This window comes from Aeromonas sp. DNP9 (assembly GCF_001728955.1).
Lineage (GTDB): Bacteria > Pseudomonadota > Gammaproteobacteria > Enterobacterales > Aeromonadaceae > Aeromonas > Aeromonas veronii.
Genome location: NZ_LYSQ01000010.1, coordinates 40,911 through 66,116 on the forward strand (window position 1 = coordinate 40,911; position 25,206 = coordinate 66,116).

The 25,206-nt window shown below is 60.9% G+C and carries 27 protein-coding genes; 14 read left to right on the top strand and 13 right to left on the bottom strand.

Translation table 11 applies throughout. The features are described 5' to 3' along the window. The 4 genes from A9G06_RS08445 to A9G06_RS08460 form a co-directional block, all read right to left on the bottom strand. Positions 1 to 615: a DUF2796 domain-containing protein gene (locus tag A9G06_RS08445; RefSeq protein WP_069554913.1), complete on the bottom strand. Its 615-nt coding sequence runs from the start codon at positions 613 to 615 to the stop codon at positions 1 to 3. Positions 616 to 647: 32 nt separating this feature from the next. After that, positions 648 to 947, bottom strand: a complete 300-nt coding sequence (locus A9G06_RS08450) for a DUF2607 family protein (protein WP_069554914.1) — start codon at positions 945 to 947, stop codon at positions 648 to 650. A 44-nt stretch (positions 948 to 991) separates the two neighbouring features. After that, positions 992 to 1,534 carry a YtfJ family protein gene (locus tag A9G06_RS08455; protein ID WP_069554915.1) on the bottom strand — a complete coding sequence of 181 codons (543 nt, stop codon included), beginning with the start codon at positions 1,532 to 1,534 and terminating at the stop codon, positions 992 to 994. Between the two features lie 220 nt (positions 1,535 to 1,754). Then, on the bottom strand, positions 1,755 to 2,645 hold the full coding sequence (locus tag A9G06_RS08460; protein ID WP_069554916.1) for a hypothetical protein: 891 nt from the start codon (positions 2,643 to 2,645) through the stop codon (positions 1,755 to 1,757). 139 nt (positions 2,646 to 2,784) lie between these two features. Here A9G06_RS08460 and A9G06_RS08465 point away from each other — a divergent pair, with 139 nt between their 5' ends. After that, positions 2,785 to 3,132 carry a hypothetical protein gene (locus A9G06_RS08465; RefSeq protein ID WP_069554917.1) on the top strand — a complete coding sequence of 116 codons (348 nt, stop codon included), beginning with the start codon at positions 2,785 to 2,787 and terminating at the stop codon, positions 3,130 to 3,132. A gap of 26 nt (positions 3,133 to 3,158) precedes the next feature. Here the strand turns inward: A9G06_RS08465 and ppa are convergent, their stop codons facing one another. From ppa to A9G06_RS08480, 3 genes are all read right to left on the bottom strand, one after another. Next, on the bottom strand, positions 3,159 to 3,689 hold the full coding sequence (gene ppa / locus A9G06_RS08470) for an inorganic diphosphatase (RefSeq protein WP_005335667.1): 531 nt from the start codon (positions 3,687 to 3,689) through the stop codon (positions 3,159 to 3,161). A gap of 216 nt (positions 3,690 to 3,905) precedes the next feature. Then, on the bottom strand, positions 3,906 to 5,486 hold the full coding sequence (locus A9G06_RS08475; protein WP_069554918.1) for a DUF3369 domain-containing protein: 1,581 nt from the start codon (positions 5,484 to 5,486) through the stop codon (positions 3,906 to 3,908). Between the two features lie 109 nt (positions 5,487 to 5,595). Continuing rightward, positions 5,596 to 6,477, bottom strand: coding sequence for a LysR family transcriptional regulator (locus A9G06_RS08480; RefSeq protein ID WP_069554919.1), 882 nt, complete (start codon positions 6,475 to 6,477; stop codon positions 5,596 to 5,598). 158 nt (positions 6,478 to 6,635) lie between these two features. Here A9G06_RS08480 and A9G06_RS08485 point away from each other — a divergent pair, with 158 nt between their 5' ends. Together A9G06_RS08485 and A9G06_RS08490 are read left to right on the top strand one after the other, a co-directional pair. Beyond that, entirely contained in the window at positions 6,636 to 7,022 is a 387-nt protein-coding gene (locus tag A9G06_RS08485) for an SMR family transporter (protein WP_005335660.1), read from the top strand. Then, complete coding sequence (locus tag A9G06_RS08490) at positions 7,019 to 7,339, top strand: SMR family transporter (RefSeq protein ID WP_005335659.1); 321 nt, start codon at positions 7,019 to 7,021, stop codon at positions 7,337 to 7,339. Before A9G06_RS08485 ends, A9G06_RS08490 begins: the two co-directional genes overlap by 4 nt. A 78-nt stretch (positions 7,340 to 7,417) precedes the next feature. Here the strand turns inward: A9G06_RS08490 and A9G06_RS08495 are convergent, their stop codons facing one another. The 3 genes from A9G06_RS08495 to hrpB all read right to left on the bottom strand — a co-directional run bounded on the left by A9G06_RS08495 (position 7,418) and on the right by hrpB (position 12,717). Continuing rightward, positions 7,418 to 7,819, bottom strand: coding sequence for a VOC family protein (locus A9G06_RS08495; RefSeq protein WP_069554920.1), 402 nt, complete (start codon positions 7,817 to 7,819; stop codon positions 7,418 to 7,420). A gap of 58 nt (positions 7,820 to 7,877) precedes the next feature. Beyond that, a complete protein-coding gene (gene mrcB / locus A9G06_RS08500) occupies positions 7,878 to 10,196 on the bottom strand; it encodes a penicillin-binding protein 1B (protein WP_069554921.1) in 2,319 nt (772 codons plus the stop codon). A 73-nt stretch (positions 10,197 to 10,269) separates the two neighbouring features. After that, complete coding sequence (gene hrpB / locus A9G06_RS08505; RefSeq protein WP_069554922.1) at positions 10,270 to 12,717, bottom strand: ATP-dependent helicase HrpB; 2,448 nt, start codon at positions 12,715 to 12,717, stop codon at positions 10,270 to 10,272. Between the two features lie 178 nt (positions 12,718 to 12,895). Here hrpB and thpR point away from each other — a divergent pair, with 178 nt between their 5' ends. From thpR to A9G06_RS08550, 9 genes are all read left to right on the top strand, one after another. Beyond that, positions 12,896 to 13,438: an RNA 2',3'-cyclic phosphodiesterase gene (gene thpR / locus A9G06_RS08510; RefSeq protein ID WP_069554923.1), complete on the top strand. Its 543-nt coding sequence runs from the start codon at positions 12,896 to 12,898 to the stop codon at positions 13,436 to 13,438. Further along, positions 13,435 to 14,178 (top strand): DNA/RNA nuclease SfsA, encoded by a 744-nt coding sequence (sfsA, locus tag A9G06_RS08515; protein ID WP_069554924.1) that lies wholly within the window; start codon positions 13,435 to 13,437, stop codon positions 14,176 to 14,178. Before thpR ends, sfsA begins: the two co-directional genes overlap by 4 nt. Positions 14,179 to 14,297: 119 nt before the next feature. After that, a complete protein-coding gene (dksA, locus tag A9G06_RS08520) occupies positions 14,298 to 14,747 on the top strand; it encodes an RNA polymerase-binding protein DksA (protein ID WP_005335644.1) in 450 nt (149 codons plus the stop codon). A 111-nt stretch (positions 14,748 to 14,858) separates the two neighbouring features. Then, entirely contained in the window at positions 14,859 to 15,767 is a 909-nt protein-coding gene (gene gluQRS / locus A9G06_RS08525; RefSeq protein ID WP_069554925.1) for a tRNA glutamyl-Q(34) synthetase GluQRS, read from the top strand. Between the two features lie 166 nt (positions 15,768 to 15,933). Then, entirely contained in the window at positions 15,934 to 17,400 is a 1,467-nt protein-coding gene (gene pcnB, locus A9G06_RS08530) for a polynucleotide adenylyltransferase PcnB (protein WP_069554926.1), read from the top strand. 11 nt (positions 17,401 to 17,411) lie between these two features. Continuing rightward, positions 17,412 to 17,921: a 2-amino-4-hydroxy-6-hydroxymethyldihydropteridine diphosphokinase gene (folK, locus tag A9G06_RS08535; RefSeq protein WP_005354659.1), complete on the top strand. Its 510-nt coding sequence runs from the start codon at positions 17,412 to 17,414 to the stop codon at positions 17,919 to 17,921. After that, positions 17,918 to 18,712 (top strand): 3-methyl-2-oxobutanoate hydroxymethyltransferase, encoded by a 795-nt coding sequence (panB, locus tag A9G06_RS08540; RefSeq protein WP_005335640.1) that lies wholly within the window; start codon positions 17,918 to 17,920, stop codon positions 18,710 to 18,712. Before folK ends, panB begins: the two co-directional genes overlap by 4 nt. Positions 18,713 to 18,913: 201 nt before the next feature. Further along, positions 18,914 to 19,768 (top strand): pantoate--beta-alanine ligase, encoded by an 855-nt coding sequence (gene panC / locus A9G06_RS08545; RefSeq protein ID WP_069554927.1) that lies wholly within the window; start codon positions 18,914 to 18,916, stop codon positions 19,766 to 19,768. Positions 19,769 to 19,912: 144 nt separating this feature from the next. Continuing rightward, on the top strand, positions 19,913 to 21,277 hold the full coding sequence (locus A9G06_RS08550) for a cation:dicarboxylase symporter family transporter (RefSeq protein WP_069554928.1): 1,365 nt from the start codon (positions 19,913 to 19,915) through the stop codon (positions 21,275 to 21,277). Between the two features lie 81 nt (positions 21,278 to 21,358). Here the strand turns inward: A9G06_RS08550 and A9G06_RS08555 are convergent, their stop codons facing one another. From A9G06_RS08555 to A9G06_RS08565, 3 genes are all read right to left on the bottom strand, one after another. Beyond that, positions 21,359 to 21,886 carry a rhodanese-like domain-containing protein gene (locus A9G06_RS08555; RefSeq protein ID WP_069554929.1) on the bottom strand — a complete coding sequence of 176 codons (528 nt, stop codon included), beginning with the start codon at positions 21,884 to 21,886 and terminating at the stop codon, positions 21,359 to 21,361. Positions 21,887 to 21,890: 4 nt separating this feature from the next. Then, positions 21,891 to 22,310 (bottom strand): MauE/DoxX family redox-associated membrane protein, encoded by a 420-nt coding sequence (locus tag A9G06_RS08560; RefSeq protein WP_069554930.1) that lies wholly within the window; start codon positions 22,308 to 22,310, stop codon positions 21,891 to 21,893. Positions 22,311 to 22,429: 119 nt separating this feature from the next. Beyond that, positions 22,430 to 22,783 carry a hypothetical protein gene (locus A9G06_RS08565; RefSeq protein ID WP_225315405.1) on the bottom strand — a complete coding sequence of 118 codons (354 nt, stop codon included), beginning with the start codon at positions 22,781 to 22,783 and terminating at the stop codon, positions 22,430 to 22,432. A gap of 299 nt (positions 22,784 to 23,082) precedes the next feature. On the opposite strand from A9G06_RS08565, the gene A9G06_RS22410 reads away from it, so the two are divergent. Further along, positions 23,083 to 23,763, top strand: coding sequence for a hypothetical protein (locus A9G06_RS22410; RefSeq protein WP_253182318.1), 681 nt, complete (start codon positions 23,083 to 23,085; stop codon positions 23,761 to 23,763). Between the two features lie 33 nt (positions 23,764 to 23,796). Then, positions 23,797 to 25,185: a hypothetical protein gene (locus tag A9G06_RS08570; RefSeq protein WP_253182319.1), complete on the top strand. Its 1,389-nt coding sequence runs from the start codon at positions 23,797 to 23,799 to the stop codon at positions 25,183 to 25,185. Positions 25,186 to 25,206 lie beyond the last annotated feature (21 nt).

Here is a 25,206-nt window from a genome sequence, read left to right on the forward strand (position 1 = left end):
TTACCAGCTCAGCTTGTTGGCGGACGGGGTCAGCTTGCCAGCGGTCTGGCCGGTGGGCAGGATGCCCTGCACGCTCAGCTTCTCAAGGCTCGGATAGACGCTGAACAGGGTTGCCTCAAGGCCGGTCAGTTTGGCTGGCGTGGCGCAGGTGTAGGTATACATGGCGCCCATATCGGCGTGACCCGCTTCGTCATGATCATGCTGGTCTTCATGTTTGTCGCTGGCAGCCTTGTCATGGTCATGGTCATGGTCATGGTCATGGTCATGGTCATGGTCATGGCCGTGATCGTGCTCTTCTTTGGCTGCTTGCAGCTCCTGCTGGGTCAGTTTGCAGCCAGCCGCCGGGTCGAAGCGGAACAGGGCGTCAGGTTGCTGGAGGCGGGCGACCGCTTTGGCATATTGCGCCTTCTCTTCATCGCTCTTGGCGGCGTGCTCGAAGCCCACCAGATCGGCTGCGGGGGCCTGCAGTTCGATCATCAGCTGGTTGCCATCGACCACCAGATTGAGGTGGCCGTGGCCATGCTCGTGGGCGCCGTGGCTGTGGCTCTCGTGTTCGTCGTGATTGGCGTGTGCGCCAAAGGCCGCTGCGGCCAGCAACAGAGTAACTGCTTTCATCTTTAATCCTTTTTTCAAAACAAATAGCGAAATTAAACAAAGGGATAGATAAAAACAGAGGCGGGCGGCGCACGGATTGCATAGCTGTGAAACGCGGCGGTATCCGCCGAGCGTTGCATGGTTGCAACAGCGGGCAAAACAGAGGTAGAACCGGGGAAACGATAGGGGGTGGCGGTGATGACCTGCTTGCCATCCAGATGGAGGGCGCAGACCAGACAGTGATGGTCGTCGTGGCCGGGCAGGGCGGATTCAAACTGGTGCCGGGCAAGGGCAGGCTGCAGCCATAACCAGCCCAGCAGCAAGATCCAGATTTTCAGCTTGATACGACCCATAGACCCTTATGGAAAGGGCGCCATCAGCGCCCTTTCTCTCTGACTTAGAGATGGGACTTGATGAGCCCCATCACGGTAGCAATGTTGTTGGCATCGAGCTGGCCATCTTTGGCAAACAGCACCTTGCCCTCTTTATCCAGCAGGATGATCGCCGAGCTTTCCGGCGTCAGATCCCAGGCGTTGCGCGCCATCCCCTTGGCATCCAGCACCATGGCGGACCAGGGGAACTCTTTCTTGCTGTCCTCGGCACTGCTCTTCACGAAGCCGGAGGTACCCCAGATGGCGTCATTGCTGTTGATGATGGTAACGGTCTGGTACTTGTCTTGCGGCAACTTGGCGGCCTTGATCGCCTCGATCATCGGGGCGTTCAGCTCCTTGGCACTGGAGCGACCGGCAATATGCTGGATCAGGAACACCTTGCCGGTGAGCGAGGTGCTCTGCCACGGCTGGTAGCCGATCTCCTTGCCATTCAGTACCAGCTCACCCTTGTCACTGACATTGACCAGCGGCACCGGGTTGCCATCCTTGAAGTTGTGAGCAAAGACCAGAGATGGCAGCAGCGCCAAAGTAAGTACGAGATGTTTCATCCTGATGACACTCCATTTGTTATGTTATAACGAGTTTCGGATTGAGGGAATGGGCGAGCTTCATCCTAAACTGATCGGATCTGTTTAAAAAGTGTTAAATAAGATCGCAATTCAGAAGCGTCGGCGCCCCGCCAGTCAGGTGGTTGGCTGGCAAGGGCGGCTAGGATGGCATGACATCGATAAAAATCAATGAATTGGCAGCTGGTCTGAGCTGTTTGCGTCAGTAGAGCGACTCGCTGATGAGGGGGATCTTGGCCATGGTCATCTGCTGGGCCAGCAGGGACGAGCCGGTCAACAGCACATGGCGCTGATTGTTGATCACCACCACATCACCGGGTACGCCACTGTCTGCCGTAATGGCCAGCCAGGCAGGGGAGACGCTGCCGATGCTGATATCCGGATAGATGATGCTGAGCACATATTGCGGCGCCAGCTCCGCCAGCAGACTGGCCATCAGCAGCGCCTTCTCGTCGCTGTCGGCCTTGTTATCCTGCAACGCTTGCAGCGGCGGCGCGAAGTGATCCAGCTGCTCCGGCTGAGTGGGGATGGCGTTCAGCCACTCCTGCAGCAGGCTGACGCTGGTGGCGAGATCCTTGGCGGCAAACTGCTGCGCCAGCGGCTTGAGATGCCCCTTGAAGTGGTAGAAGAGCTGGGAGTAATCGGGTCGCACGCAAGGCAGTTTGCGATTGGCAGGATGGACGCAGGGGATCACCCTCATCTGGTAGAAGGCATCCTCCTGATACTGCTGGTAGGCTTGCCAGAACAGCAGCGACTCCATGCTGTCGTCCCGCAGGGTGAAGGCCTGCTCCAGATTGCGAAATTTGGTAGCGGTCTCGGGGCTGCTCTGATTGATCAGGTTGATGCTGTTGTAGAGCCGCGGGCTGATATAGGCGTAGAGCGTCTCCAGCGGATTGGTGAGGGAAGCTTTCAGCAGGCTCATCTCGTGGCGACTGGCGGCCATCACCTGATCGTCGGTGGTCAGCTGGAAGTGCTTGCGCTGGCCATCGGTGGATTGCCACTGCCAGCTCATGTTGATCTCGCTGGCGTTGCTTGTGGCAGCAAGGGTGGTGCTGAGAGTGAGGCTGAGCAACAGCGCGGGGGTCAGCTTCATGGTGGTGCTTCCTGCCGTGGACGATAATTAACAACTAGGTGAGCCGGCACCACTTTGGTGATGTTTCGTTTTGTGATCTGGATAACAGATTGATGTGACTTTTAATTTAATTGTGAAATTAAGTCACTCTGGAGGGGTTATGAAGCCTTGGATCATAGTGCTGTTTGGGCTGCTCAGCCTGCCAGCCATGGCGGGTCAAGTGATCGTCAACAAGGGGATGTCCATTGCGGATACCTTTGCCCTGCGTGATCAGTTGGCACGCGAGCACGAATGGCAGGATTGGCTGCGCTACCAGCAGGCCATCAAGTGGCTGGAGATGTTGCCGGTCAACTGCGAGCTGATGAGCCAGCCGGGCGGCGGCTATCGCTGTGGCGGTGATTTCTATCGGCCTTACCAGAAAGATGGCCGTGAAATATACATTCAGGGCAATCCTGCCGAAGAAGCGGCCGGTCAGCTGCCGCAAATACCGACAAAAAAGGCGCCATAAGGCGCCTTTCTCATTCCGGGTGACGCTTACTTGGCAGCGTAACGCTCGGCAGAGGTCTTGATCTCGGCTTCGGCAGCGGCCTTGTCGCCCCAACCTTCCACCTTGACCCATTTGCCCGCTTCCAGCTCTTTGTAGCGCTCGAAGAAGTGCTGGATCTGGGCTTTCAGCAGTTCCGGCAGATCGTTCACATCCTGGATGTGGTCGTACTGCTTGGTCAGCTTGGAGTGCGGTACGGCAACGATCTTGGCATCTTCGCCTGATTCGTCGGTCATCTTCAGCACGCCAACCGGGCGGCAGCGAATGACAGAACCGGCCAGCAGCGGGTAGGGGGTCGGAACCAGTACGTCGACGGGGTCACCATCCAGAGAGAGGGTCGCGTTCACGTAGCCGTAGTTGCACGGATAGAACATCGGGGTAGACATGAAGCGATCGACGAAAATAGCACCGCTGTCCTTGTCGACTTCGTATTTGATCGGGTCGGCATTCTGCGGGATTTCGATGATGACATAGATATCGTCGGGCAGGCTCTTGCCGGCCGGTACCAGGTTCAGGCTCATGATAATTCCTTCGTTGTTAGTATCAGGTTTGCAGGCCGATATTATAGCGATGTGATGTTAAATGACCATATTTCAGCGGCTATCGCTAACAAAGAAGGGGGATGTTTCCGCTTTGCGGCGCTTAGATGTGTGCGGGATGCAACAAAACGGCTGTTTTGATGCCCTGCCGGTGAGCAAAGTCACCGGCAGAGCATGTGGAGTTGCGAGCAAAGGGGGTCAGAGCGAGTAGGGGAGTCTCGATTCGTTGACCAGTCGCGACAGGGCTGTCACTACATGGGGGTCAAACTGGGTACCGGAGCGGGACTGGATATACTCCATGGTCTGCGCCAGCGTCCAGGGCTCCTTGTAGGGGCGCTTGCTGAGCAGGGCATCGAATACATCGACCACCGCCACAATCCGCGCCGACAGCGGGATCTGCTGACCAGCCAGCTGCTGCGGGTAGCCCTTGCCATCGAAGTGCTCGTGGTGGCCCCGGGCGATTTCGGCGCCGAGAGAGAGGTAGCTGGTTCCCTCCACCATTTCGCCCGCCTTGTGCAGGATATTGGCGCCGATACCGGCGTGCTGCTCCATGATGGCCCGCTCTTCCGGGTCGAAACGTCCGGGCTTATGTAGGATATGATCCGGGGTGCCCACCTTGCCCACATCGTGCAGGATGGAGGCCATGCCGATCATCTCGACAAACTCCGGGGTCAGCTGCTCGGGATAGGCCGCTATCTGCTTCAATTCGGCCACGATGGCATCCGATAGCTTCTGCACCCGCAAGACATGCTCGCCGGTATCGGAGTCGCGAAACTCCGCCAGCGCCGCCAGCGCCACCACGGTGGCCTCTTGGGCGCGCAGCAACTGGTTGTAGAGATAGAGGTTGTCGTAGGCCGCCGAGATGCGCTGACAGAAGACATCCAGCAGATCGCACTCGAGGGGATCGAGGGGCTGGGTCGGGGTAAAACTCAGCACGAACTCGCGACCATTCTGGGCGGCGATATAGAGGGAGTCCTGCGGGTGTTCAAAGCGGTTGCAGCGCGCCGCCAGTGCCTTCAGGACCGAGTCATTGAGGGGGGGAAAGTCGGTGATCTTGCCATCATCCAGCAGAGTCTCGTAGTCGCCGGTGGCGGCGAGGATCTCCAGCCCCTGTTCGCCGGGACGGCGCTCGGCGCAGATAGCCCCTTCGGTGCCCACATCGAGAATGGCGCTGATCTGTTTCAGCACGCCGGAGGCAAACTCCTTGAGTGAATGAAGATGGTAGAGATCGCCCGCCCCTTCCAGAATTTTGCCGAGCCCCTGCCGGCTCTTGTCGATGGCACTGAGGGTTTCGTATGAACGCAGGGATGCGATGACGGTGGTGTAGAGCTTTTGTACCGTAAGTTCGGTCTTGGTCTTGTAGTCATTGATGTCGTAATCGAGGATGACCCGCTGCTCGGGGGCTTGGCCGGGTTGGCCGGTACGCAGTACGATCCGCACCAGCGAGTTGTGCATTTCGTTGCGGATCCGGTGCACCAGCCGCAGACCTGCGTCTTCAGTCTCCATCACCACATCGAGCAGGATCAGCGCAATCCTAGGATTGGCCTCCAGCATGTGGCCAGCTTCGGCGCCGCTGTAGGCATTGAGCAGCTCCAGCGGACGGGATTTGTAGTGAATGTTGGAGAGGGCCAGGCGGGTGGCATGATGGATATCCGGCTCATCATCCACGATCAGCACTTGCCATGGGTTGAGTGCCTTGGGGACCACGACCTCCTCATCATCGAGTTCGATGATGTCGTCGTCCAGCAAGATATCGTCCTTGTCTTGGGCACTGCTCATATCGGTTACGCCTCCGGCGCTCAATGAGTATGTGAACAGTATGCACGATCACATCCGCTCGGATCATCAGGATAAGTAGATATCGTGAGCTGGCTCCGCCTCTTTATCGCTACTCGAAAGGTTCCAGATACCCCTGGATCGACTTCTTCAACCAGGCCAACACCTTGCCGTGATAGGCGTTTTCCGCCAGATAGACCCCGTAATCCCGCCACTGCAGGCTGAACTTGTGTTTCAGAGTCAGCAGGGAGCCTTGTCGCAGCTGGCTCTGGATCAGTGGCGAGGGGAGCACCGCCCAGCCCAGTCCGTCCAGCACCGCATTGCGCATCAACTCGAAGCTGGAGAGACCGATATGCTGACCTCCCACAGGTAGCAGGCTTTTTACCGAAAATTCATCTACATACGAGAGGGTGACCTGGGTGTGATCGGTCAGATCCTGCTGTTTGACCCGCTTCAGTCCGGCTAGCGGATGGCTGGGTGCCACCACCATCAGGGTGCGGATCGGGTTGAGCACGTCGATATTGAGGCCGCTGCGCTCCTGATCTTCGGTGATAAGGCCAAAAGCGGCATCGACGAATCCCTCTTCCACCAGCGCCGGCAGTTCGGGCGGAGAGGCAAGCACCAGCGAGATACTGGTGCCGGGAAACTGATTGTGCAGGCTAGCCAGCATCTCGCGCCATACCGGCTCGGGAATCGCGTCATCGCGGGCGACCCGCAGCGCCACTTCGGCCCCCGAGGCGTAATGTTTGCACTTCTGCTGCAGGCTGTTGGCTGCCTGTAGCAGGCGAGTGCAATCATCCAGCACCAGCTCACCGATCTCGGTCAGCCGACTCTGATTGGCACCTCGTTCAAAAAGTTCGATGCCAAGCTCAACTTCCAGCGCCGCGATGGAGGTGCTGACTGCGCTGCGGCTTTTGCCGAGGCGACGGGCGGTATTGGCAATAGAGCCGCTATTGGCTGACTCTACAAAGAGTTCTATCTGATATAGCTTCATGTTTTACAGGCTGTGGCGGAGTTTTTCACCATCACCTTAGCGTGCCAAACCAAGGCAAGGCAAACCTGTGGCGTCGGAATAATCGACGCTGAGCGATTGTCGCGAGTTGCTTCTCCCCGTTTACCATCTCTCCCGTCGAAGCAACAAAGGCATCTTATATGTTATTAAGTCGTATGTTTCTGGCCCGGCTGTTTTTGACCGGCGCCATCGTGACCGAGGTCGCCGGTACCTCCAGCATGGCCATGATCCCCGAGCAGGGGGCTGGCTGGATGAACTACATCCCGATGTGGCTGTTGATCGGTTTCTCGTACTGGTTGCTGGCGAAAGCCGCCAAAACAATCTCCATTGGTATTGCGTTTGCGCTCTGGGAGGGGCTCGGGATCACCCTGATCACCATAGTGTCGGTCATGTTCCTTGGTTACGATGTGACCGTTCAGGAGCTGATTGGCCTGGCTCTCGCGATAGTGGGGATTGTTATGGTGACCATGGGGGAGACCCATGATGAGCCCGCAGACAAGTCAGTAGAAGCGGAGGCCACAGCATGAGTCCGTTTGTGATTGTACTGGGTGCCGCACTGATCGATATCGGCGCCAACATGGCTATCAACCGCTCCAAGGGTTTTCGTTACAAGGGGTGGGGCTTCCTGGGGATCATGCTGGTACTCGGCGCCTTTACCCTGCTCTCGGAAGCGGTAAGTGGCGGCCAGATTGACCTGGCTGTTGCCTACGCCACCTGGGGGGCTATCGGCATCGTCGGTACGGCGCTGGGCGGTTTGCTCTTCTTCGGTGAGCGGCTCAAGCCCATCGGCTGGGCTGGCATGATGGTGATGGCGCTGGCTGTCGTTATGCTGACTACCGCCTGATAACCTGAAGCAATAAGAAAAGCCGCCCGGTAGCAACCAGGCGGCTTTTGTTTGGCTGATTGCTTGGTCGATGCAGGCTCAGCGCGGCGCTTCGTAGAGCTCCAGCGGCAGGCCGTCGGGGTCGGCGAAGAAGGTAAAGCGCTTGCCGGTCAGCTCGTCCACCCGTACCGGCTCTACCTCGACCCGATGGGTCAGCAGATGGGCGATGACCCGGTCAAGATCGCTGACCCGAAAGGCGAGATGGCGCAGGCCGCACGCCTCGGGGCGGGAGGGGCGCTCGGGAGGCGAGGGGAAGCTGAACAGCTCCAGCTGGCTGCCGTCCGGCAGGGCCAGATCCAGTTTCCACGATTGACGTGCTTCGCGCAGGGTCTCGGCGATAATGGGCAGCCCCAGCACCTCGTGGTAGAAGTGGCGCGAGCGTGGGTAATCGCTGGCGATGATGGCCACATGGTGGATGGCGTCAAACAGCGGAAAGGTCATGGTGTTTCCTTGTCAGCAGCATAGTGAACGGGCAGCCTGCGCTGCCCGTGTCGTTGATCTAGTTGAAGAAACCGCCGAACCAGTCATCCAGCGCACTGCGTGGCGTCGCACTGCTGGCGCAACCGGCCGGGGAGCCCATGGTGGAGGCTTTGGCCGGCACCTGCAGGCTGCCCGGGCAGTCGCTGGCGACGCGGGTGCCGCTGGTGCGGGAGAAGTTGGCCCAGGTGACCCCTTCCGGCATCTTCAGTCCCAGACTGTTGACGCCGCGCTGGCTCATGTAGCCGCTAAAGAGCTGCAGGGCACCGCTGGCACCGGTCAAGCCCGCCGGGGTGTTGTCGTCGCGACCGACCCAGATACTGACCAGCTCGTTGTTGTCCATCCCGGCAAACCAGGAGTCGCGCAGCTCGTTGGTGGTGCCAGTCTTGGCCGCCATGGTGGCGCCGGGGAACTTGGCACTGAGCGCGCGGGCCGTACCCTGACTCACCGTCTTGGTCATGGCGAACAGGGTCAGCCAGCTTGCCTGCTGGTCGGTGACCCGCTTGGCGGTCTGATCATGCTGATAGAGCAGGCTGCCATCTCCGTTCACCACGGCGCGAATGGCCGACAGCGGCTGGGTTAGCCCCTGATTGGCGATGGGCAGATACATCTGGTTCACCTCCAGCGGGGAGAGGGCGACCGCCCCCAGCACCAGCGACGGATAGGGCTGGATCTCCTGCTGGACTCCCAGCTTGTGCAGGGTATCGACAACCTTCTCCAGCCCCACCTGCAGACCCAGATTGACGGTCGGCACGTTGAGTGAGCTGGCCAGTGCATCCATCAGCGGCACGCTCTGGCGGAACTTGCGATCGTAGTTTTGCGGCGTCCAGACCTGACCATCCTGACCGCGAATGCGGATTGGCTGATCTTTGAGCGGGGTCGCCAGGGTCAGGCCGTTGGAGAGACCGGTGAGGTAGACCGCCGGTTTCACCAGCGAGCCGATCTGGCGGCGGGCATCCAGCGCCCGGTTGAACCCGGCGTAGCGGGGATCGCGGCCACCCACCAGTGCCACCACTTCGCCCTTGTGCCAGTCGGAGACCACCATGGCCGCCTCCAGCTTCTTCTTGCCGCGCAGTTTCTCGATATCGGCGAGGCCCGATTCGACCGCCCGCTCGGCCGCGTGCTGGGCGATGGGGTCGAGGCTGGTGAAGATCTTGAGGCCAGACTGCTTGAGCAGATCGGCGCCGAAGCGGCTCTGGATCTCTCGCTTGAGCAGTCCCATAAAGGCCGGGGTACGGCCATAACTCATCTGGCCGCGGGCGATGATGCCGAGGGGCTGGCGGCTGGCCAGCTCATATTCGGCCTGGGTCAGGCTGCCGTGATCCATCAGCAGCTTCAACACCAGATCACGGCGGGTTTTGGCCCGCTCCGGGAAGCGCCATGGGTCGTAATAGGAGGGGCCTTTCACCAGACCGACCAGCAGGGCCACCTGATCGATATCCAGCTCGTTGACCGGAATGCCGAAGTAGAAGTAGGAGGCAAGCCCGAAGCCGTAGACCCCTTGCGAGAAGTTTTGCCCCAGATAGACCTCGTTGAGGTAGGACTCCAGGATCTCGTCCTTGCTGTAGCGATAGTCGATCAGCACCGCCATGTAGGCTTCCTGCAGTTTTCGCCACAGGCTGCGCTCACGGGTCAGGAAGAAGTTCTTGGCCAACTGCTGGGTCAGGGTACTGCCCCCCTGCACGGTACGACCCGCGATCAGGTTGGCGAACATGGCCCGCATGATGGCCACCGGCGAGACGCCGCCATGCTGGTAGAAGTCGCGATCTTCGGTGGTGAGCAGGGTCACCAGCAGGCTGTCGGGCACCTCGGCGATGCGTACCAGCAGGCGATCTTCCCGATCTTCGGTATTGAGGCGATCGAGCAGCACAGGGTCCATCTGGGCGTAACCGAGCTGGCGCTGGTTCTCCAGTGACTGGATCCCCTCAAGGCGCGGGCCGTTGAAGGTGAGGCGCAGGCCGCGGGCCCCGTCGGCGCCATCATAGAACTCGAATGGGCGGCGAATAAGCTCGATGCGGTTGCCGTTGATGGTGTATTCACCCGGCGTGTGAGGCTGGCGCACCTGCTTGTAGCTCAGCATGTTGAGCTCGCGCAGCATCTGGTCCCGCGACAGGCGCTGGCTGGGATAGAGCTCCAGCGGACGGCTGTAGACCATCACCGGCAGCTGCCACTTCTCGCCATCGAAGCGCTCGCGCACCTTGGTATCGAGGTAGATGCCAAACACCACCATAAAGGCCGCCACCACCAGGGAGAGCTTGAAGCCAAGCCAGAACAGCCTGCGCCAGATGGTGCGTTTGGGCGCTGCCTTCTTGGGGGCTCGCTTGCGTCGTTGGGTTGCCATAAATCCTCTTTGCTTTCCTTTCTACTTGTTATATCGCATTCGCGAACGTCCGAGCGGGATTAACCCGTCGAACCTAGATGCCCATCTTCTTCTTGGTGACCTTGGTCGGCATCGCTTCCAGCGGGTTATCCGGCCAGTAGTGGCGGGGATAGCGCCCCTTCATCTCTTTCTTCACCTGCTCGTAAGAGCCAGCCCAAAAGGCGGCCAGATCGGCGGTGATCTGCAGCGGTCGCTGGGCGGGGGAGAGCAGCTCCACCACCAGCGGTACCCGGCCATCGGCCACGCAGGGGGTCGAACCTTGCCCGAACATCTCCTGAATGCGCACCGGGATCACCGGTGCCTGCCCCGGTTGATAGCGGATCCGCACCCGGCTGCCGGTGGGCGCTGCAAAGTGGCTCGGCAGTGCCTCGTCCAGCCGTTTGGGCAACGGCCAGGGCAGGGATTGACGCAGGATGTCGCTCATATTGAGCTTCTTCAGCTGCTCCAGCCGGGTCATACCGCTCACCGCTGGCAGCAGCCACTGTTCCAACGTGGCCAGCAGGCTCTCGTCATCCATCGCGGGCCACCCCTCATCGGGCAGCCAGTCGCGGGCACAGCGCAGACGGGCCAGCAGCCCTTCGCTGCTCTCGTCCCAAGGCAGCACATGCAGCCCCTTGCGGCGAATGCCTTGCAGCAGGCAGCGCCCTTTCTGCTCGTCAGAGAGTTCGGTCTGCGGTCGCTGGCTCAGCACCAGTTCGCCGATCACCTGCTGGCGTTCGGCGCGCACCCGCTCTTCCCGTTCATCCCAGTCGAACCACTGCCGTTCGCTCACCAGTTCCGGCAGCAGGCGTGCCAGCTCGTCCAGATCGACCGGTTCGGCGATAAAGATGCGGCTGCCGCGATCGTTCTGCCCCATCTCGATGGCGATGAGGGCGGCTTGTCCCTGACAGGGATGACCTTCTACCAGATCGCAGCTCACCCCACCACTGAGTTGATAGCGACAGCCGCTACGCAGTTTGCCGATGCGATCCGGCCAGGCGAGGGCGCAGAGCAGCCCCAGCCACTGGCCCTGTGCATTGGCAGGGCGGGCGCCAAGCCGTTCAAACCAGCGGGCAGCGTTCTGGCGCAGGGCGTTTTGACGGCGGTGGAACAGCACAGAGAGGCGCTCCGATCCTCGCAGATCTTCTTCCTGCAACGCCACCAGATAAGCAGCATCGGCGACAATCCCTGTCAGACCCTCGGATTCCAGCTCGCGGGCGCGCAGCAGCATGCGGGCGAGGCGAGGGTGGGTACCGAAGGCGGCCATGGCGCGGCCAGCGGGAGTGAGTTGTTGCTCACCCTCCGGCTTCATGGCACCAAGGGCCACCAGCAGCCGCTGGGCACTGGCCACCGCAGCGGCGGGGGGCATGTCCAGCAGCGGCAGATCTTCCACCTTTGCCCCCCACTGGGCGGCGTCCAGCAGCAGGCCGGTCAGCTCCTGAGTGAGGATGTCTGGCGGGCTCTGCTCGGCGAGCCGCTCCTGCACCTCGCTGCTCCAGAGCCGGTAGCAGATACCGGGGCCGAGGCGACCGGCGCGGCCTGCCCGCTGGGTGGCGGAGGATTTGGCTATCTGGCGGGTTTCCAGTCGGGTGACACCGCTTTTCAGATCAAAGGAGGCCCGTCGTTCCAGCCCGCTGTCGATCACCACCGAAATCCCCTCAATGGTGAGGGAGGTCTCCGCCACATTGGTGGTGAGCACCAGCTTACGGCGGCCGGCAGGTGCCGGTTCGATGGCTGCCTGCTGGGCCGCCATGTCGAGGCGACCGTAGAGGGGGGCGAGGGTCACGTCGTCCGGCAGTTTGTCTGCCAACCATTGTGCCAGCCGCTCGATCTCCCCCTGTCCCGGCAGAAAGACCAGCAGGCTGCCATCTTGCTCGGCCAGCGCTTCGAGCACCACGGCGCCGACCTGCGGCTCCAGCCACTGCTGGCGATTGGCGGGGCGGTAGTGGTAATCGATCGGGAAACCACGCCCCTCGGAGCGAACCACAGGGGCATCCGGCAGCAAGGTCTCGAGTGCCATGCCATCCAGGGTAGCTGACATCACCAGGAGCTTGAGGTCATCGCGCAATCCCTGCTGGCTCTCGATAGCGAAGGCCAGCGCGGTATCGGCGTGCAGACTGCGTTCGTGGAACTCATCGAAGATCACCAGCGAGACGCCGGTGAGCTCGGGATCCTGCTGCAACATCCGGGTCAGCACCCCTTCGGTGACGATCTCGAGCCGGGTTGCTGCGCTGGTGCGGCTCTCGCCACGCACCCGCAGGCCGATGCGCTCGCCCACCTTCTCCCCCAGCTGGCGCGCCAGAAAAGTGGCGATATTGCGCGCCGCGAGGCGCCTTGGCTCCAGCATGATGATGCGGCCAGGCAGCCGGTTCTGACGCACCAGCTCCAGCGGCAGCAGGGTCGATTTGCCGGCACCGGGGGGCGCCTGCAGGATCACGCTGCTGTGGCTGTCGAGGGCGGCAAAGAGTTCGGGCAATACCGAAACGATGGGGAGCTGGGACAAAGCGATGAGCACCTTCTGTGGCAACCGGTAAAACGGCGCCTATTCTGCCACAGCCACTCGCGCCACCGTGAGTGGATGTGCGCAGATGGCTACTCGGACGGGAGGCTGGCGAGACATGGCCGGATGGCTGCCATAGAATGGGCCCATCCAATGAGCGTGAAAAAGGCATTATCACCACATGGCCAAACTCTTCTTTGCCCTGCCCGTCAAGGAGCTCGCCCCCGAGCTCATCGCCTGGCGCGATCAGCTGCCCTGGCCCGGTCAGCCGGTGCCGCAAGCCAACCTCCATCTGACCCTGGCCTTTCTGGGGGAGGCGGACGAGTTGACCACCCGCCGCCTGATCGCCGCCGTGGAGCGTCAACACTGTCCGCCGCTCTCCATCAGGCTGGATGAGACCGGCTGGTTCAGCCGGGCCAAGGCCGCCTGGATTGGCCCGAAGGAGTGGCCCAACGAGCTGACCGTGCTGGCAAAGGCGCTGCGCCGCCACGGCGAGAAGCTGCGTCTTGGCAATGGCGAGCAGGGTTATCGCCCCCATGTCACCCTGTCGCGCAAGGCGGGTGAGGCGCCAGCCACCCTGCCTGCCCCAAATTTTCTGCTGCAGGCTGACGAGTTCTGCCTCTATCAATCCGTCTCGACCCCGGACGGGGTGCGCTACGAGCCGCTTGCCTGCTGGCCGCTGCGCGCCCGGGTAAAAGAAGACGCGCGGAGGGCTAACCCGTGATTTTTGATCCCCCCCTGCAATCGGGCCAGCTGGTGGCCCGCTACAAGCGCTTTCTGACCGATGTGCAACTCGATAACGGCGAGGTCATCACTATCCACTGCGCCAATACCGGTGCCATGACCGGCTGTGCCGATCCGGGCACCCGGGTCTGGTACTCCACCTCCGACAACCCCAAGCGCAAGCTGCCCAACAGCTGGGAGATCGCCGAGAGCCCGGCGGGCCACTTTATCTGCGTCAACACGGCGCGCGCCAACCAGATCGCCCGGGAGTTGATCGAGCAGGAGGCCATCGCTCCGCTGGCGGGTTACAGCCGGTTGCGCACCGAGGTGAAGTATGGCGAAGAGAACAGTCGCATCGATCTGTTGCTGGAAGATGACGAGAAGGGCAATTGTTACATCGAGGTAAAATCGGTCACCCTGCTCGACGAGCGGGAGGAGGCTGGCATGGGCTACTTCCCCGATGCAGTCACCGCCCGTGGTGCCAAGCATTTACGCGAGTTGATGGCGATGAAAGCGGCGGGCCACAGGGCCGTGCTGCTCTTTATGGTGTTGCACTCCGGAATAAGCCGGATACGCCCTGCAACCCATATAGATCCGCACTATAGTCTGCTAATTGAGCAGGCAATCGCGGTGGGGGTTGAAATTTTATGCTATCGGCCCCATGTTGGGGTGCAAGGCATGGTGGCTCAAGGGTTTATCCCGTTTGAATCTGGTCACCTGTTACCCGAGGGGAGTGCATAAATATTGGAGTGGGTAACATTATTGGTACGGCTTGTTTGCTTACCCGTTACCCTTCTGCTATAGATGTCGCCCTCAATTTATGGATGGCACGGGTAGCGTGCTGAATTAGGAGACAGGGCATGCCAACAGGCGAAAACAGGAAATCTCTGGGCCCCCTGGCCATTGCGGGTGTCGCGCCTTACCAGGAAAAGCCGGGTGAGGAGTACATGAATGACCAACAAAAGGCGCATTTTCGCAAGATCCTGGGTGCCTGGCGCAACCAACTGATGCAGGAAGTTGATCGTACCGTCGACCATATGAAAGACGAGGCTGCCAACTTCCCGGATCCCGTGGATCGTGCCGCGCAAGAAGAAGAGTTCGCTCTTGAACTGCGTACCCGCGACCGTGAACGGAAGCTGATCAAGAAGATCGAGAAGACCTTGCAGCTGCTTGAAGACGATGATTTCGGTTACTGCGAACACTGCGGTATCGAGATCGGTATCCGTCGTCTGGAAGCCCGTCCGACTGCCGACCTCTGTGTCGATTGCAAGACGCTGGCCGAGATCAAGGAAAAACAGATGGCCGGTTGATCCCGACCCTCTGGTATATGAAAAAGGGAGCTCGCGGGCTCCCTTTTTTATTGAGCTTTTGGCGGTCGCGCTCCAGAATGCAGCCTCAATGAATCGCTTACCCGAATAGTCATGCCAGTGAATTCCCCATCCTCACCCCTTGCGCGCCTCTATGTCGGCCGCTTTGCTCCTTCACCCTCAGGCCCGCTTCATTTCGGTTCGCTGATCGCCGCCCTCGGCAGCTTTTTGCAGGCCAGAGCGCAGCAGGGACGTTGGTTGGTACGCATCGAGGATATCGATCCGCCGCGAGAGATGGCGGGGGCTGCGGCCCTGATCCTCAAGACCCTTGAAGCATATGGTCTCGAGTGGGATGGGGAGGTGATGTTCCAGAGCGCGCGCCACGGCCGCTATGACGAGATCATTGACCAGCTCTATCGGGCGGGGGATCTCTACTGGTGCCGCTGCACCCGGCGAGAAATCATGGCCGCGGGCGGTCTCTACAGCGGCCACTGCCGCACCCTCGGGCTTGCGGCCGAAGGTTGCGCCGCCCGGCTGCGCCAGCACCATCCGGTCTACCACTTCGACGATCGGTTGCAGGGCCATATCGCGGTCCCGGCGGCGCTCGCCGAGGAGGATTTTATTATCCGTCGCCGCGACGGGCTCTACGCCTACAACCTGGCAGTAGTGGTGGATGATATGGACAGCGGTATCACCGAGATAGTGCGCGGCGCCGATCTGCTCGAACCCACGGTGCGCCAGATTGCCCTCTACCAGACCCTGGGTGCACCGGTGCCCGACTGGGTGCATCTACCGCTGGCGGTGCTAGCAGATGGCAACAAGCTCTCCAAGCAGAACCATGCGCCGGCGCTGGCGCTCGATGAGGTGCGACCGGCCCTGTGGCAGGCGCTGCACTTCCTCAGCCAGTGCCCGCCGCCCGAGCTGATGGCGAGCCGGATCGACGAGATCATCGAATGGGGCATCGCCAACTGGCAGCTCGAACGGGTGCCAGCCAGCGAGAAGATCCCGCTGGATCTTGAGTAAAAAGAGCCGGTTTTCGTGTAACAGTACGTGAGCTATGTGCAGATAGACCGCTATTTTTTGGCTCGGTTTGATTCAAATGAGCTGAAGTAGCCACATGGTTTTTCATTTGTGCAGGCGTGAGCTATGATAGGCCGCTATTTTTTGGCCTCCCGTCAATTTAGAAGTCATGAAGAGGTGTACCATTTTTTCCCAGATCGCAAACTTTTGCCGCAAGGTGCTCGGCAAGGAAGACGGCGAGCAGTCGGTGGAATCCCCCATTCCAGCCCGTGTCGCCGGTCAACGTCGTACCTTAAGCCGTGATCAGCACCCTATTTCGCGCAAAGAGATCAGCGAGAATGCACTCAAGGTGCTCTATCGCCTGAACAAAGGGGGCTATGAGGCCTACCTGGTCGGCGGCGGAGTCCGGGATCTGCTGCTCGGGAAGACGCCCAAGGATTTCGACATCGCAACCGATGCGACGCCGGAGCAGATCAAGGCGCTGTTCAGCAACTGCCGCCTGATTGGCCGTCGTTTCCGCCTGGCCCACATTGTCTTTGGTCGTGACGTGATCGAAGTGGCCACCTTCCGGGGTCACCACCATCAGGTCAATACCAGCAAACATGTGTCGGCCCAGTCTGATGAAGGCATGCTGCTGCGCGACAACGTCTACGGCACCATCGAAGAGGATGCCGAGCGCCGCGACTTTACCGTCAACGCCCTCTACTACAGCGCCAAAGATTTCACCCTGCACGATTTCGAAGGGGGTCTGGAAGATCTGGCCGAGCGCAAGCTTGAGCTGATCGGCGATCCCGAGACCCGTTATCGTGAAGATCCGGTGCGCATGCTGCGCGCCGTGCGCTTTGCCGCCAAGCTGGATATGACCATCAGCCCGCGTACTGCCGCCCCCATCAAGGAGCTGGCGCCACTGCTGCAAGACATCCCGGCTGCCCGCCTGTTTGAGGAGACCCTCAAGCTGTTCCTGGCTGGCGACGGTCTGGCGACCTACAAATTGCTGCGCGAGTACGGCCTGTTCCAGCAGCTCTTCCCGCAAGTGGCTGCGCTGTTTACTCCGCACGGCAACTCGCCCTACGAGCAGTTTATCGAGCAGGCGCTGATCGATACCGACACCCGCGTCCGCGAAGATAAGCGCGTCACCCCCGCCTTCCTCTACGCCACCCTGCTGTGGGGCTGCGTCGAGGCCCGTGGTCGGGTGCTGGAGAACGAGAGCGGCCTGCCCTGGTATGACGCCTTCATGCTGGCGATCAACGAGGTACTAGACAATCAGGTGCGGATCATCGCCGTTCCCCGCCGTTTCACCACAGATGTCCGCGACATCTGGGCACTGCAACAGCGTCTGACCCGTCGTCAGGGCAAGCACCCCGAGCGCGCCATGGAGCATCCCAAGTTCCGCGCGGCGTTCGACTTCCTGTTGCTGCGTAACCGGGTCGAGCGCGGTCTCGGTGAGCTGGCCAGCTGGTGGGAGCGTTATGTTGCCTCCAATCCGGATGTGCGCCCGCAACTGCAGCGTGAAGCGACCCGTCGTCCGGCAAGCGGTGAGCGCGGTGAGCCCCGTAGCCACGATGGCGAGAAGCGCAGCAGCAACAGCCGCAACCGTCGTCGCCCCCGTCGCCGCAAACCGAAAGTGGCCGAGTGACAACAGACGTGATGACCGAGGTCTTCATCGCCATTGGTTCCAACCTGTCTGACCCGCTGGGTCAGGCTCGTCGCGCCGTTGCCGCCCTGGCAAGGTTGCCGGAATCTGTGCTGGTGGAGGCCTCGTCGTTTTACAGCAGCCGCCCCATGGGCCCTGCTGACCAGCCGGACTACGTCAATGCCGTGGCCCGGCTCAATACCCGGCTCGCGCCCCTTGCGCTGCTGGATCAATTACAAAAAATCGAGCTGGAACAGGGACGTGTGCGCAAAGATGAGCGGTGGGGGCCGAGAACTCTGGATCTCGATCTGCTGCTCTATGGGGATCAGGTGATCAACCATGAGCGTCTGATCGTACCCCACTACGGCATGAAGGAGCGGGAGTTCGTGCTGCTGCCCCTTGCCGAAATTGCGCCTGCTCTGGTGCTGCCCTGCGGCACCCCGCTCGCCCGACTGGTTGCCCGCTGCCCGCACAATGATTTGGCCATCATTGCCCCGCGTGCAGACGTACAGGAGCCTCTATGAGCAAGATCACCACCGCCAGCCTGCTGAAGATGAAGCAGGAAGGTCAAAAGTTCACTGCCATCACCGCCTATGATGCCACCTTTGCCAAGCTGTTCGACGACGAGGGGGCCCACGTGCTGCTCATCGGCGATTCACTGGGCATGGTGCTGCAAGGGGGTCAGGATACCCTGGCGGTCAACATGGATGAGATGGTCTATCACACCCGCTGTGTGGCGCGCGGTGCCAGCAAGGCACTGGTGGTCGCCGACATGCCGTTCATGAGCTACGCCACCCCCGAGCAGACTTACCAGAACGCTGCCCGCCTGATGGCGGCCGGTGCCCGCATGGTGAAGATGGAAGGGGGCGACTGGCTGTGTGACTCCATCCGCCACCTTACCCGCAACGGGGTGCCGGTGTGTGGTCACCTCGGTCTCACCCCGCAATCCGTTCATGTCTTTGGTGGCTTCAAGGTGCAGGGGCGTGACGAGTTTCAGGCGCAGGAGATCTATCGTCAGGCCCTCGAACTGCAAGCGGCCGGTATCCAGCTGCTGGTGCTCGAGTGTGTGCCCACTGCGCTGGCCGAGCGCATCACCAAGGCGCTTCGCATCCCGGTGATCGGCATTGGTGCCGGCCCCGCGACCGATGGTCAGATTTTGGTGATGCACGATGCCTTTGGCGTCACCTCCGGCTATGTGCCCAAGTTCACCAAGAACTTCCTGGCCGAGACCGGCGATGTGCGTGCTGCCATCCGCCTCTATGTCCAGCAGGTGAGCGAGGGGAGCTTCCCCGGCCCGGAGCACTGCTTCAACTGATCCTGGCAGTTGCATGATGGGGGCTGCGGCCCCCGTCTCTGCTTGTCAGCCTTGCACAGTTAATCCGTATAGCTAATCCGTATCTTATTGATTCATCTAAAGGTGAACTGCTGATAGCCATGTTCGTGCCCCATCCCGCCCGAGCGCTATCTGTGGATGCAACCCGTCTCTGTTTTTGATTTATCGGAAGGTGAACTGCTGATGTTGGTCGTAAATAATCCTGTCATTCTGCGTGAGCAGATAAGCCAATGGCGCCGTGAAGGGCGTGCCATCGCATTCGTGCCCACCATGGGCAATCTGCATCAGGGCCACCTGACGCTGGTGAAGGAGGCGCACAGCCACGCCGAGAAAGTGGTGGTCAGCATCTTCGTCAACCCGATGCAGTTCGACAAGGCCGAGGATCTTGCCAACTACCCGCGCACTCTGGAGCAGGATTGCGCCGCGCTGGAAGCGGCCGGCGTCGACATGGTGTTCACCCCGACCCCGGAGATCATGTATCCGCAGGGGCTGGCCAGCCAGACCTTCGTCGAGGTACCGGGTCTCTCCAATCTGCTGGAGGGGGCGCTGCGTCCGGGTCACTTCCGCGGGGTCAGCACTGTCGTCACCAAGCTGTTCAATCTGGTACAGCCGGATGTGGCCTTCTTTGGCCAGAAGGATTACCAGCAGTTGGCGCTCATTCGCAAGATGGTGGCCGACATGGCGATGCCCATCGAGATCGTCGGCGTGCCGACCGTGCGGGCCGAAGACGGGCTGGCACTCTCTTCGCGCAACGGCTATCTGACGGCCGCCGAGCGTGCTATTGCTCCCGAGCTGGCGCGCACCATGAACTGGATCGCCGAGCAGATTGAAGCGGGTGACCACCACCTGCCCTCCTTGGTGGCGCAGGCCAGTCAGCGTCTCGACAATGCCGGTTTTCGCACCGATGCCATCGACATCGTCGATGCCGCCACCCTCGAATCTGCCACTGACGAGAGCGAGCAGCTGGTGATCCTGATGGCTGCTTATCTCGGCAAGGCCCGTCTTATCGACAACCGCGTCGTCACCGTAAAGAAGTAATTCCCCCGATTGCCAGCGGACGCCTTCCCGGGCGTCCGCTGCTTTTTCACGCCTGCCATTTGGCGTTTTCCCTCGCGACTCTGCTCGCACCCGCTGTTTTCTCTCTCCACAATCGGCCCTGATGGCCGCTACAGGTGTTTATTTATGTTTACCTTGTTTGCTTCGTTGCTCTTCTGTCTGCTCTGTTTTGCCCTGACCCGGCTACCCGCTTCGGTGCCGCTCTCGCGCAAGGTGCTCGCCGGTCTGCTGCTGGGGGGGCTGTTTGGTCTCGGTCTGCAGCTGGGCTGGGGCGCCGATGATGCCGGCGTCCAGCAGACCCTGGAGTGGGTCAATATTATCGGCGGCGGCTATGTCAGCCTGCTCAAGGTAGTGATGATGCCGCTGGTGTTCACCTCAATCCTCTCCGCCATCAACAAGCTGGAGCAGGCCCAGTCCCTCGGCAAGATCAGCGCCGTGTTGATCGGCTCCATGCTGGCCCTGGTGATGATCGCCGGTGTGGTGGGGATGACGGTAACCCATCTGAGTGGTCTCACTGCCGAGGGGCTGCTGAGCCACGGCAGCGATAGCGCTGCGCTGCAACAGAGCATGAGCACCATCGACAGTGCCCAGACCCTGCCGGCCCTGCTGCTCTCGCTGGTGCCCACCAACTTTGCCGCCGATATGGCGGGTAGCCGCGGCCTCTCGGTGATCGGCGTAGTGATCTTTACCGTGCTGGCGGGGGTTGCCCTGCTGCAGTTGAAGGCGGAGCATCCAGAGGCGGGTGCTCGCGCCGCAGTGGCCATCGATACCCTGCAACTGTGGGTGATGAAGATGGTGCGGGTGGTGATTGCGCTCACCCCCTATGGCGTGATGGCGCTGATCGCCCGGGTGGTGGCCCACTATCCCCTGAGCGAGATCCTCAGCTTGCTCGGTTTTATTCTGGTCTGCTACGTCGCCATTCTGGCAATGTTTGCGGTACACATGGTGATCCTGCTGCTGATCGGCCAGAACCCGCTGCACTACCTGCGCGAGGTGTGGGGCGTGCTCACCTTCGCCTTTATCTCCCGCAGCAGCGCCGCCTCCATCCCCCTCAGCATCGAGACCCAGCAGCGCCTTGGGGTGCCCGCCAGCATCGCCAACTTTGCCGCCTCGTTCGGTGCCAACCTCGGCCAGAACGGCTGCGCCGGCATCTATCCGGCCATGATGGTGGCGATGATCGCCCCCATGCTCGGCATCAACCCGTTTGATCCCCTGTTCCTGCTGACTCTGCTGCCGGTCATTGCGCTGGGCTCCATCGGGGTGGCTGGCGTCGGCGGTGGCGGTACCTTCGCCGCGCTGATCGTGCTCTCCACCCTCAATTTCCCCATCGCGCTGGTGGGGGTGATGATCGCCATCGAGCCGCTGGTGGATATGGGTCGCACTGCTCTCAACGTCAACGGCTCCATCATGGCGGCGATGATCACCAAGCGGTTGCTGGGCAAGCAGCAGCTGGCCGAGACGCAGGTGTTGGAGCAGCAGGCCGCCAGCTAACCCCAGCGTTACCCAATATGAAAGAAGCCCGCAGTTGCGGGCTTCTTTATGTCGGCTGTATTGCCTTGTGGGCAGGCGCGCTTACTCGGCAGAGACGGGGTAACCGGCTCCTTTCCAGGCGAAGATGCCGCCCGGCACCCGATAGACTTGCTGATAGCCCTGAGTCACCGCCCAGGCGGCAGCATTGTGGCTGCGGCCGCACTTGACGAAGCCGCAGTAGATCACCACAGGACGGGCTTTGTCTTCACCCAGCAGCGCCTGGAACTGCTCCGGTGTACCGCTTCCCTCGACGATCTCGCTCCAGTTGTCGCCAGCTTTGGCCTCTTTCACAAAGACAAAGTTTTTGGCCCCCGGAATGTGCTCTTTCTTGTAGGAGTCCTCATAGGGCATGGTGTCGATGATCACCAGCTCCTCGCCCTTGTCCATCCGGGTCTTCAGCTCGGCCACGGTCAGCAGCTGATAGCCCCCCTGCTGCGCCTCCTGTGCCAGCTGTACAGCCGATTGCTCAAGCTTCACCTCCTGCTCGAACTGGTTGTCGCCACAGCCCGCGAGGGCAAAGCTGGCGGCGATCAGCGAGGCTACCAGAGTGCGGGATCGCAATGTCATCATGTCACTACTCCTTTGGAACGGGAAAAACGGGGCGGGAAGTTCGCAGCAGGGCGCCCGCAAGCGTCAGTAGCAGCAGATCCCGCACAATGGCCTCCGGCAGCGAGCTGAGATCAGCCCTGCCCAGACAGCCGCAAGAGATGTCGAGCCCGATGGCAACGCCATAGCCCAACCCCGGAATAAACAGGGCGAGCAGCCCGATCACCAGCCAGAGTCCCCAGCGCCGGTTGGCGATGACCGCAAGCCCTGCGCAGAGCTCAAGGGCAATCAGCCCCCAGGCGGCGAACGGGATTAGCGGCGGCCAGATCAGGCCAAAGGCGCCGATCTGCTCGATGAACAGGGCGGGGGAGGCCAGCTTGAACCCGGCGGAGGCGAGGAAGAATCCCCCCAGCGCCAGATTGGCCAGCATGCGCAACAACGCAGGCATGTTCTACCTCTTTATAGAGAGTGGTAAATTCTAACAATTCCCGATTGAGCCGCAATGACTAAACCCATGCCGGACAAGATAAATCTCGATTTTGCGGGGCAGTGACCAGAATGGGGGCGCTAGACCCTGATGGTGGCGGTTGTGGAGGCGGGATGCTGTGGCTGTGTCGATTGCTCCCTGTCGTGCTGGTGGGTCAGCAGTTCGGCAGCCAGCTCGATGGCCCGTTCGAGCAGTAGCAGCAGGCTGTCGACCGTCAGATGATCGAGCCACTCGCGGGCCCAGATCAGGGTCTCTCCCTGTTCGGTCTGATCCAGCAGAAACACCGGCTCGTCGCCAAGGTGGTTGAGCAGGGGCGTGTTGGGCATGGCGTGGCCCGGTAGCAGCAGATAGATCACCAGATGGCCTTCATCCTCTGCCAGCGTCAGCACCAGTTCGTCGTTGATGGCGAGGGTGGTGGCTGTCTGTCCGGACACCGGGAGCGGAAGTTCAAGTTGTGTGTACAGGGCGGTGATGAGAGCGTGATACATGGCCAAACCTCGGGCTGGGGGAGAGTGACACCCTATGCGGCTGGTCGGTGGCTGCTTATCACTTGTCGTCATTTTTTTAGCGTTTTTGGTCGGCGGGGCGGGTGATTGTGCCGAAATTGTGAGCTGACAGACATCTTTTACGGGTCAGTCCGAATCCTAAAAAAGCGGGACCTTCGCTGACAGGGTGACAAGGGGGGGCGGCGTACGCTGAGGATCCTCTCTCTCATCAACGCAGGTTTCTTGTCATGAAAATTGCCTCCCCGGATATCGATGTAAGCCGTCATCAGCAGACAACCCCTGATGCTACACCTCCTGCTACTGCTCGCCTTGGCAACGCCAGACTACGGCTGCTGGATGCCGGTAACCGGGAGTTCGAGAGGGGGATCCGCCGCGGTATTGGCCATCGGCAGAGCCCGGAACTCAAGGCGGTCAAGCAGGCCGTGCGGCACTATCAGGCCCAGCCAACGCCTTCACTGGCCGGGCTGGCGAAGATCGAACAGGCGCTGCAGTTCTGGATCGACTCGGGCAAGAACCGCTCTCGTCAGCAGGATCCCGTGTTGCAAAAACTGGTCGATGACATCGCTGTTCGCCGTCAGGCGTTGGCGCAGGGTGGCAAGCCTCCCTCATTTCAGCTGGCGTGGGTCTGCAACGAACAGGGGAGGGTCAATCAGCCTATCGAGAGTAACCAGCAGATCCGCCAGTGGTGCAGCGAGTTGGCTCGCCTGCAACAGGAGGGGGCCAACGACCTGTTCAAGCGGGAGCTGCAAGGGGGGCTAGACCTGATGTTCGGGGTGAGTGAGGGAATGATGGCGCGACGGCTGGAGCGGGCGCCGACCCGTGAAGAGGTTGCAGCAAGCCACGCGTGGCAGCTGTTTTGCGGGACCTTGCGTCAGGCTCTGCCCGCACTGGATGAGCTCAAGCCGTAAGCCACTGCCGAGGAGAATGGTCGCGATATCCTGTTGACCCACAGTCAGTTGCTGGAGCTGGGTCACCTCAAGGAGGTTCTGGATCTCAGCATTCAGCAGCAGGTGAGCAAGCAGGGGGAGATTGGCTTGCTCAGGACCGAGCTGCTGACCGCGCTGGTGGATGGACTGGATGAACCCTGGCTTGAGCGCGAGGCGCAGGAGAAGGCGCTCTGGCAGGGAGAGGCCGCATCAGGCAAGCACTATCAGAGTGGTGTACGGGCCGAGCTCAAGAGCCCTCTTTCTGCGGCCAGCAAGGAGCTGAAACCGGGTGAACCCGTGAGCCAGAAGGCTTTTGGCGGGCTTGGGCTGGTCAGTGCCAGTGCGCTGCTGGAGGCTTTCGCCAAGATCGAGATTGGCAAGTGGGAGGGGCGTCGCGACACACCGGTAGGAGAGTTTGCCGGCAAGGTGGCTCTGACCCAGGAGAACAAGGCGAGTGCCAAGGCCGAGCTGGTGATTGGCAAGGCGGAGGGCTCATTGGTGTTCAATCCGGTGAACAAGATCGTCAATGATACCGACGGATCGCGTTACACCCCGGGGCCCCATGACCTTAGTCTGCTTCGCATCGGGGCCAGTGCCGAGCTGGTGAGCAGGCTGGGGCTGTCGGTTGAGGGGAGCTGGACTATCGGCAACCTGCTTAACGCCAAGCTGGCAGGCTCTGCCGAGGTGGTCGCCAATGCCAAGCTGGAGGTCGGTGCTGCGGCTATCATGACCCCCCATGGGCCTGTGGTCAGTGTAACGGCCAACGCCTCGGCCTTTGCTGGTATGAAAGCTGAGGGGAGTGCCCAGCTCAATCTGCTCAAGAGCCAGTATGCGGATGCCTATAGCCTTTCGGCCAAGGTACGCGCCTCCGCCAATCTGGGTGTCGGTGCATCGGCCGGTGCCACTGCGGCTTTCGGGCCACAGGGAGCCAAGTTTCATACTACCCTTGGCGTGACACTGGGGGTGGGGTCAGATGTCGGTTGGGAGGGCGGAGTCAACGCCATGGCTACCAAGGCTTATGCACTGGAGCTGGCCGCTCGTGCGGTAAGCAACTTTGATCAGCGCAAAGGGGAGCTGCTAGATGGACTGGCGATGGCGACAGGGAATGAAAACCGTCTCTTCGAACTGGCCCAGCGGGTCGATAGCCGGATTGTCACTCTCGCCACCCAGTTGGAGGAATTGCAGCTGGTGGCCAGAGAGAACCGGATCCGGATGCAGGAGAGCCTGATCGATCCCGATCTCGCGGCTGGTCGCACCGCCATGGCGCAGGCTATTGACGATGCCTTCGGTCAGGAGCGGGTCGATGAGAAGGGGGGCGTCACGGTTCCCGAGCGGGCTGCCGAGCGCAACGAGAAGCTTGAGCTCACCGCCCGGCTGCTAAAGGATCACGCCATCCGGGTCTAAGTCATCCCGAGGCTGGCAGGA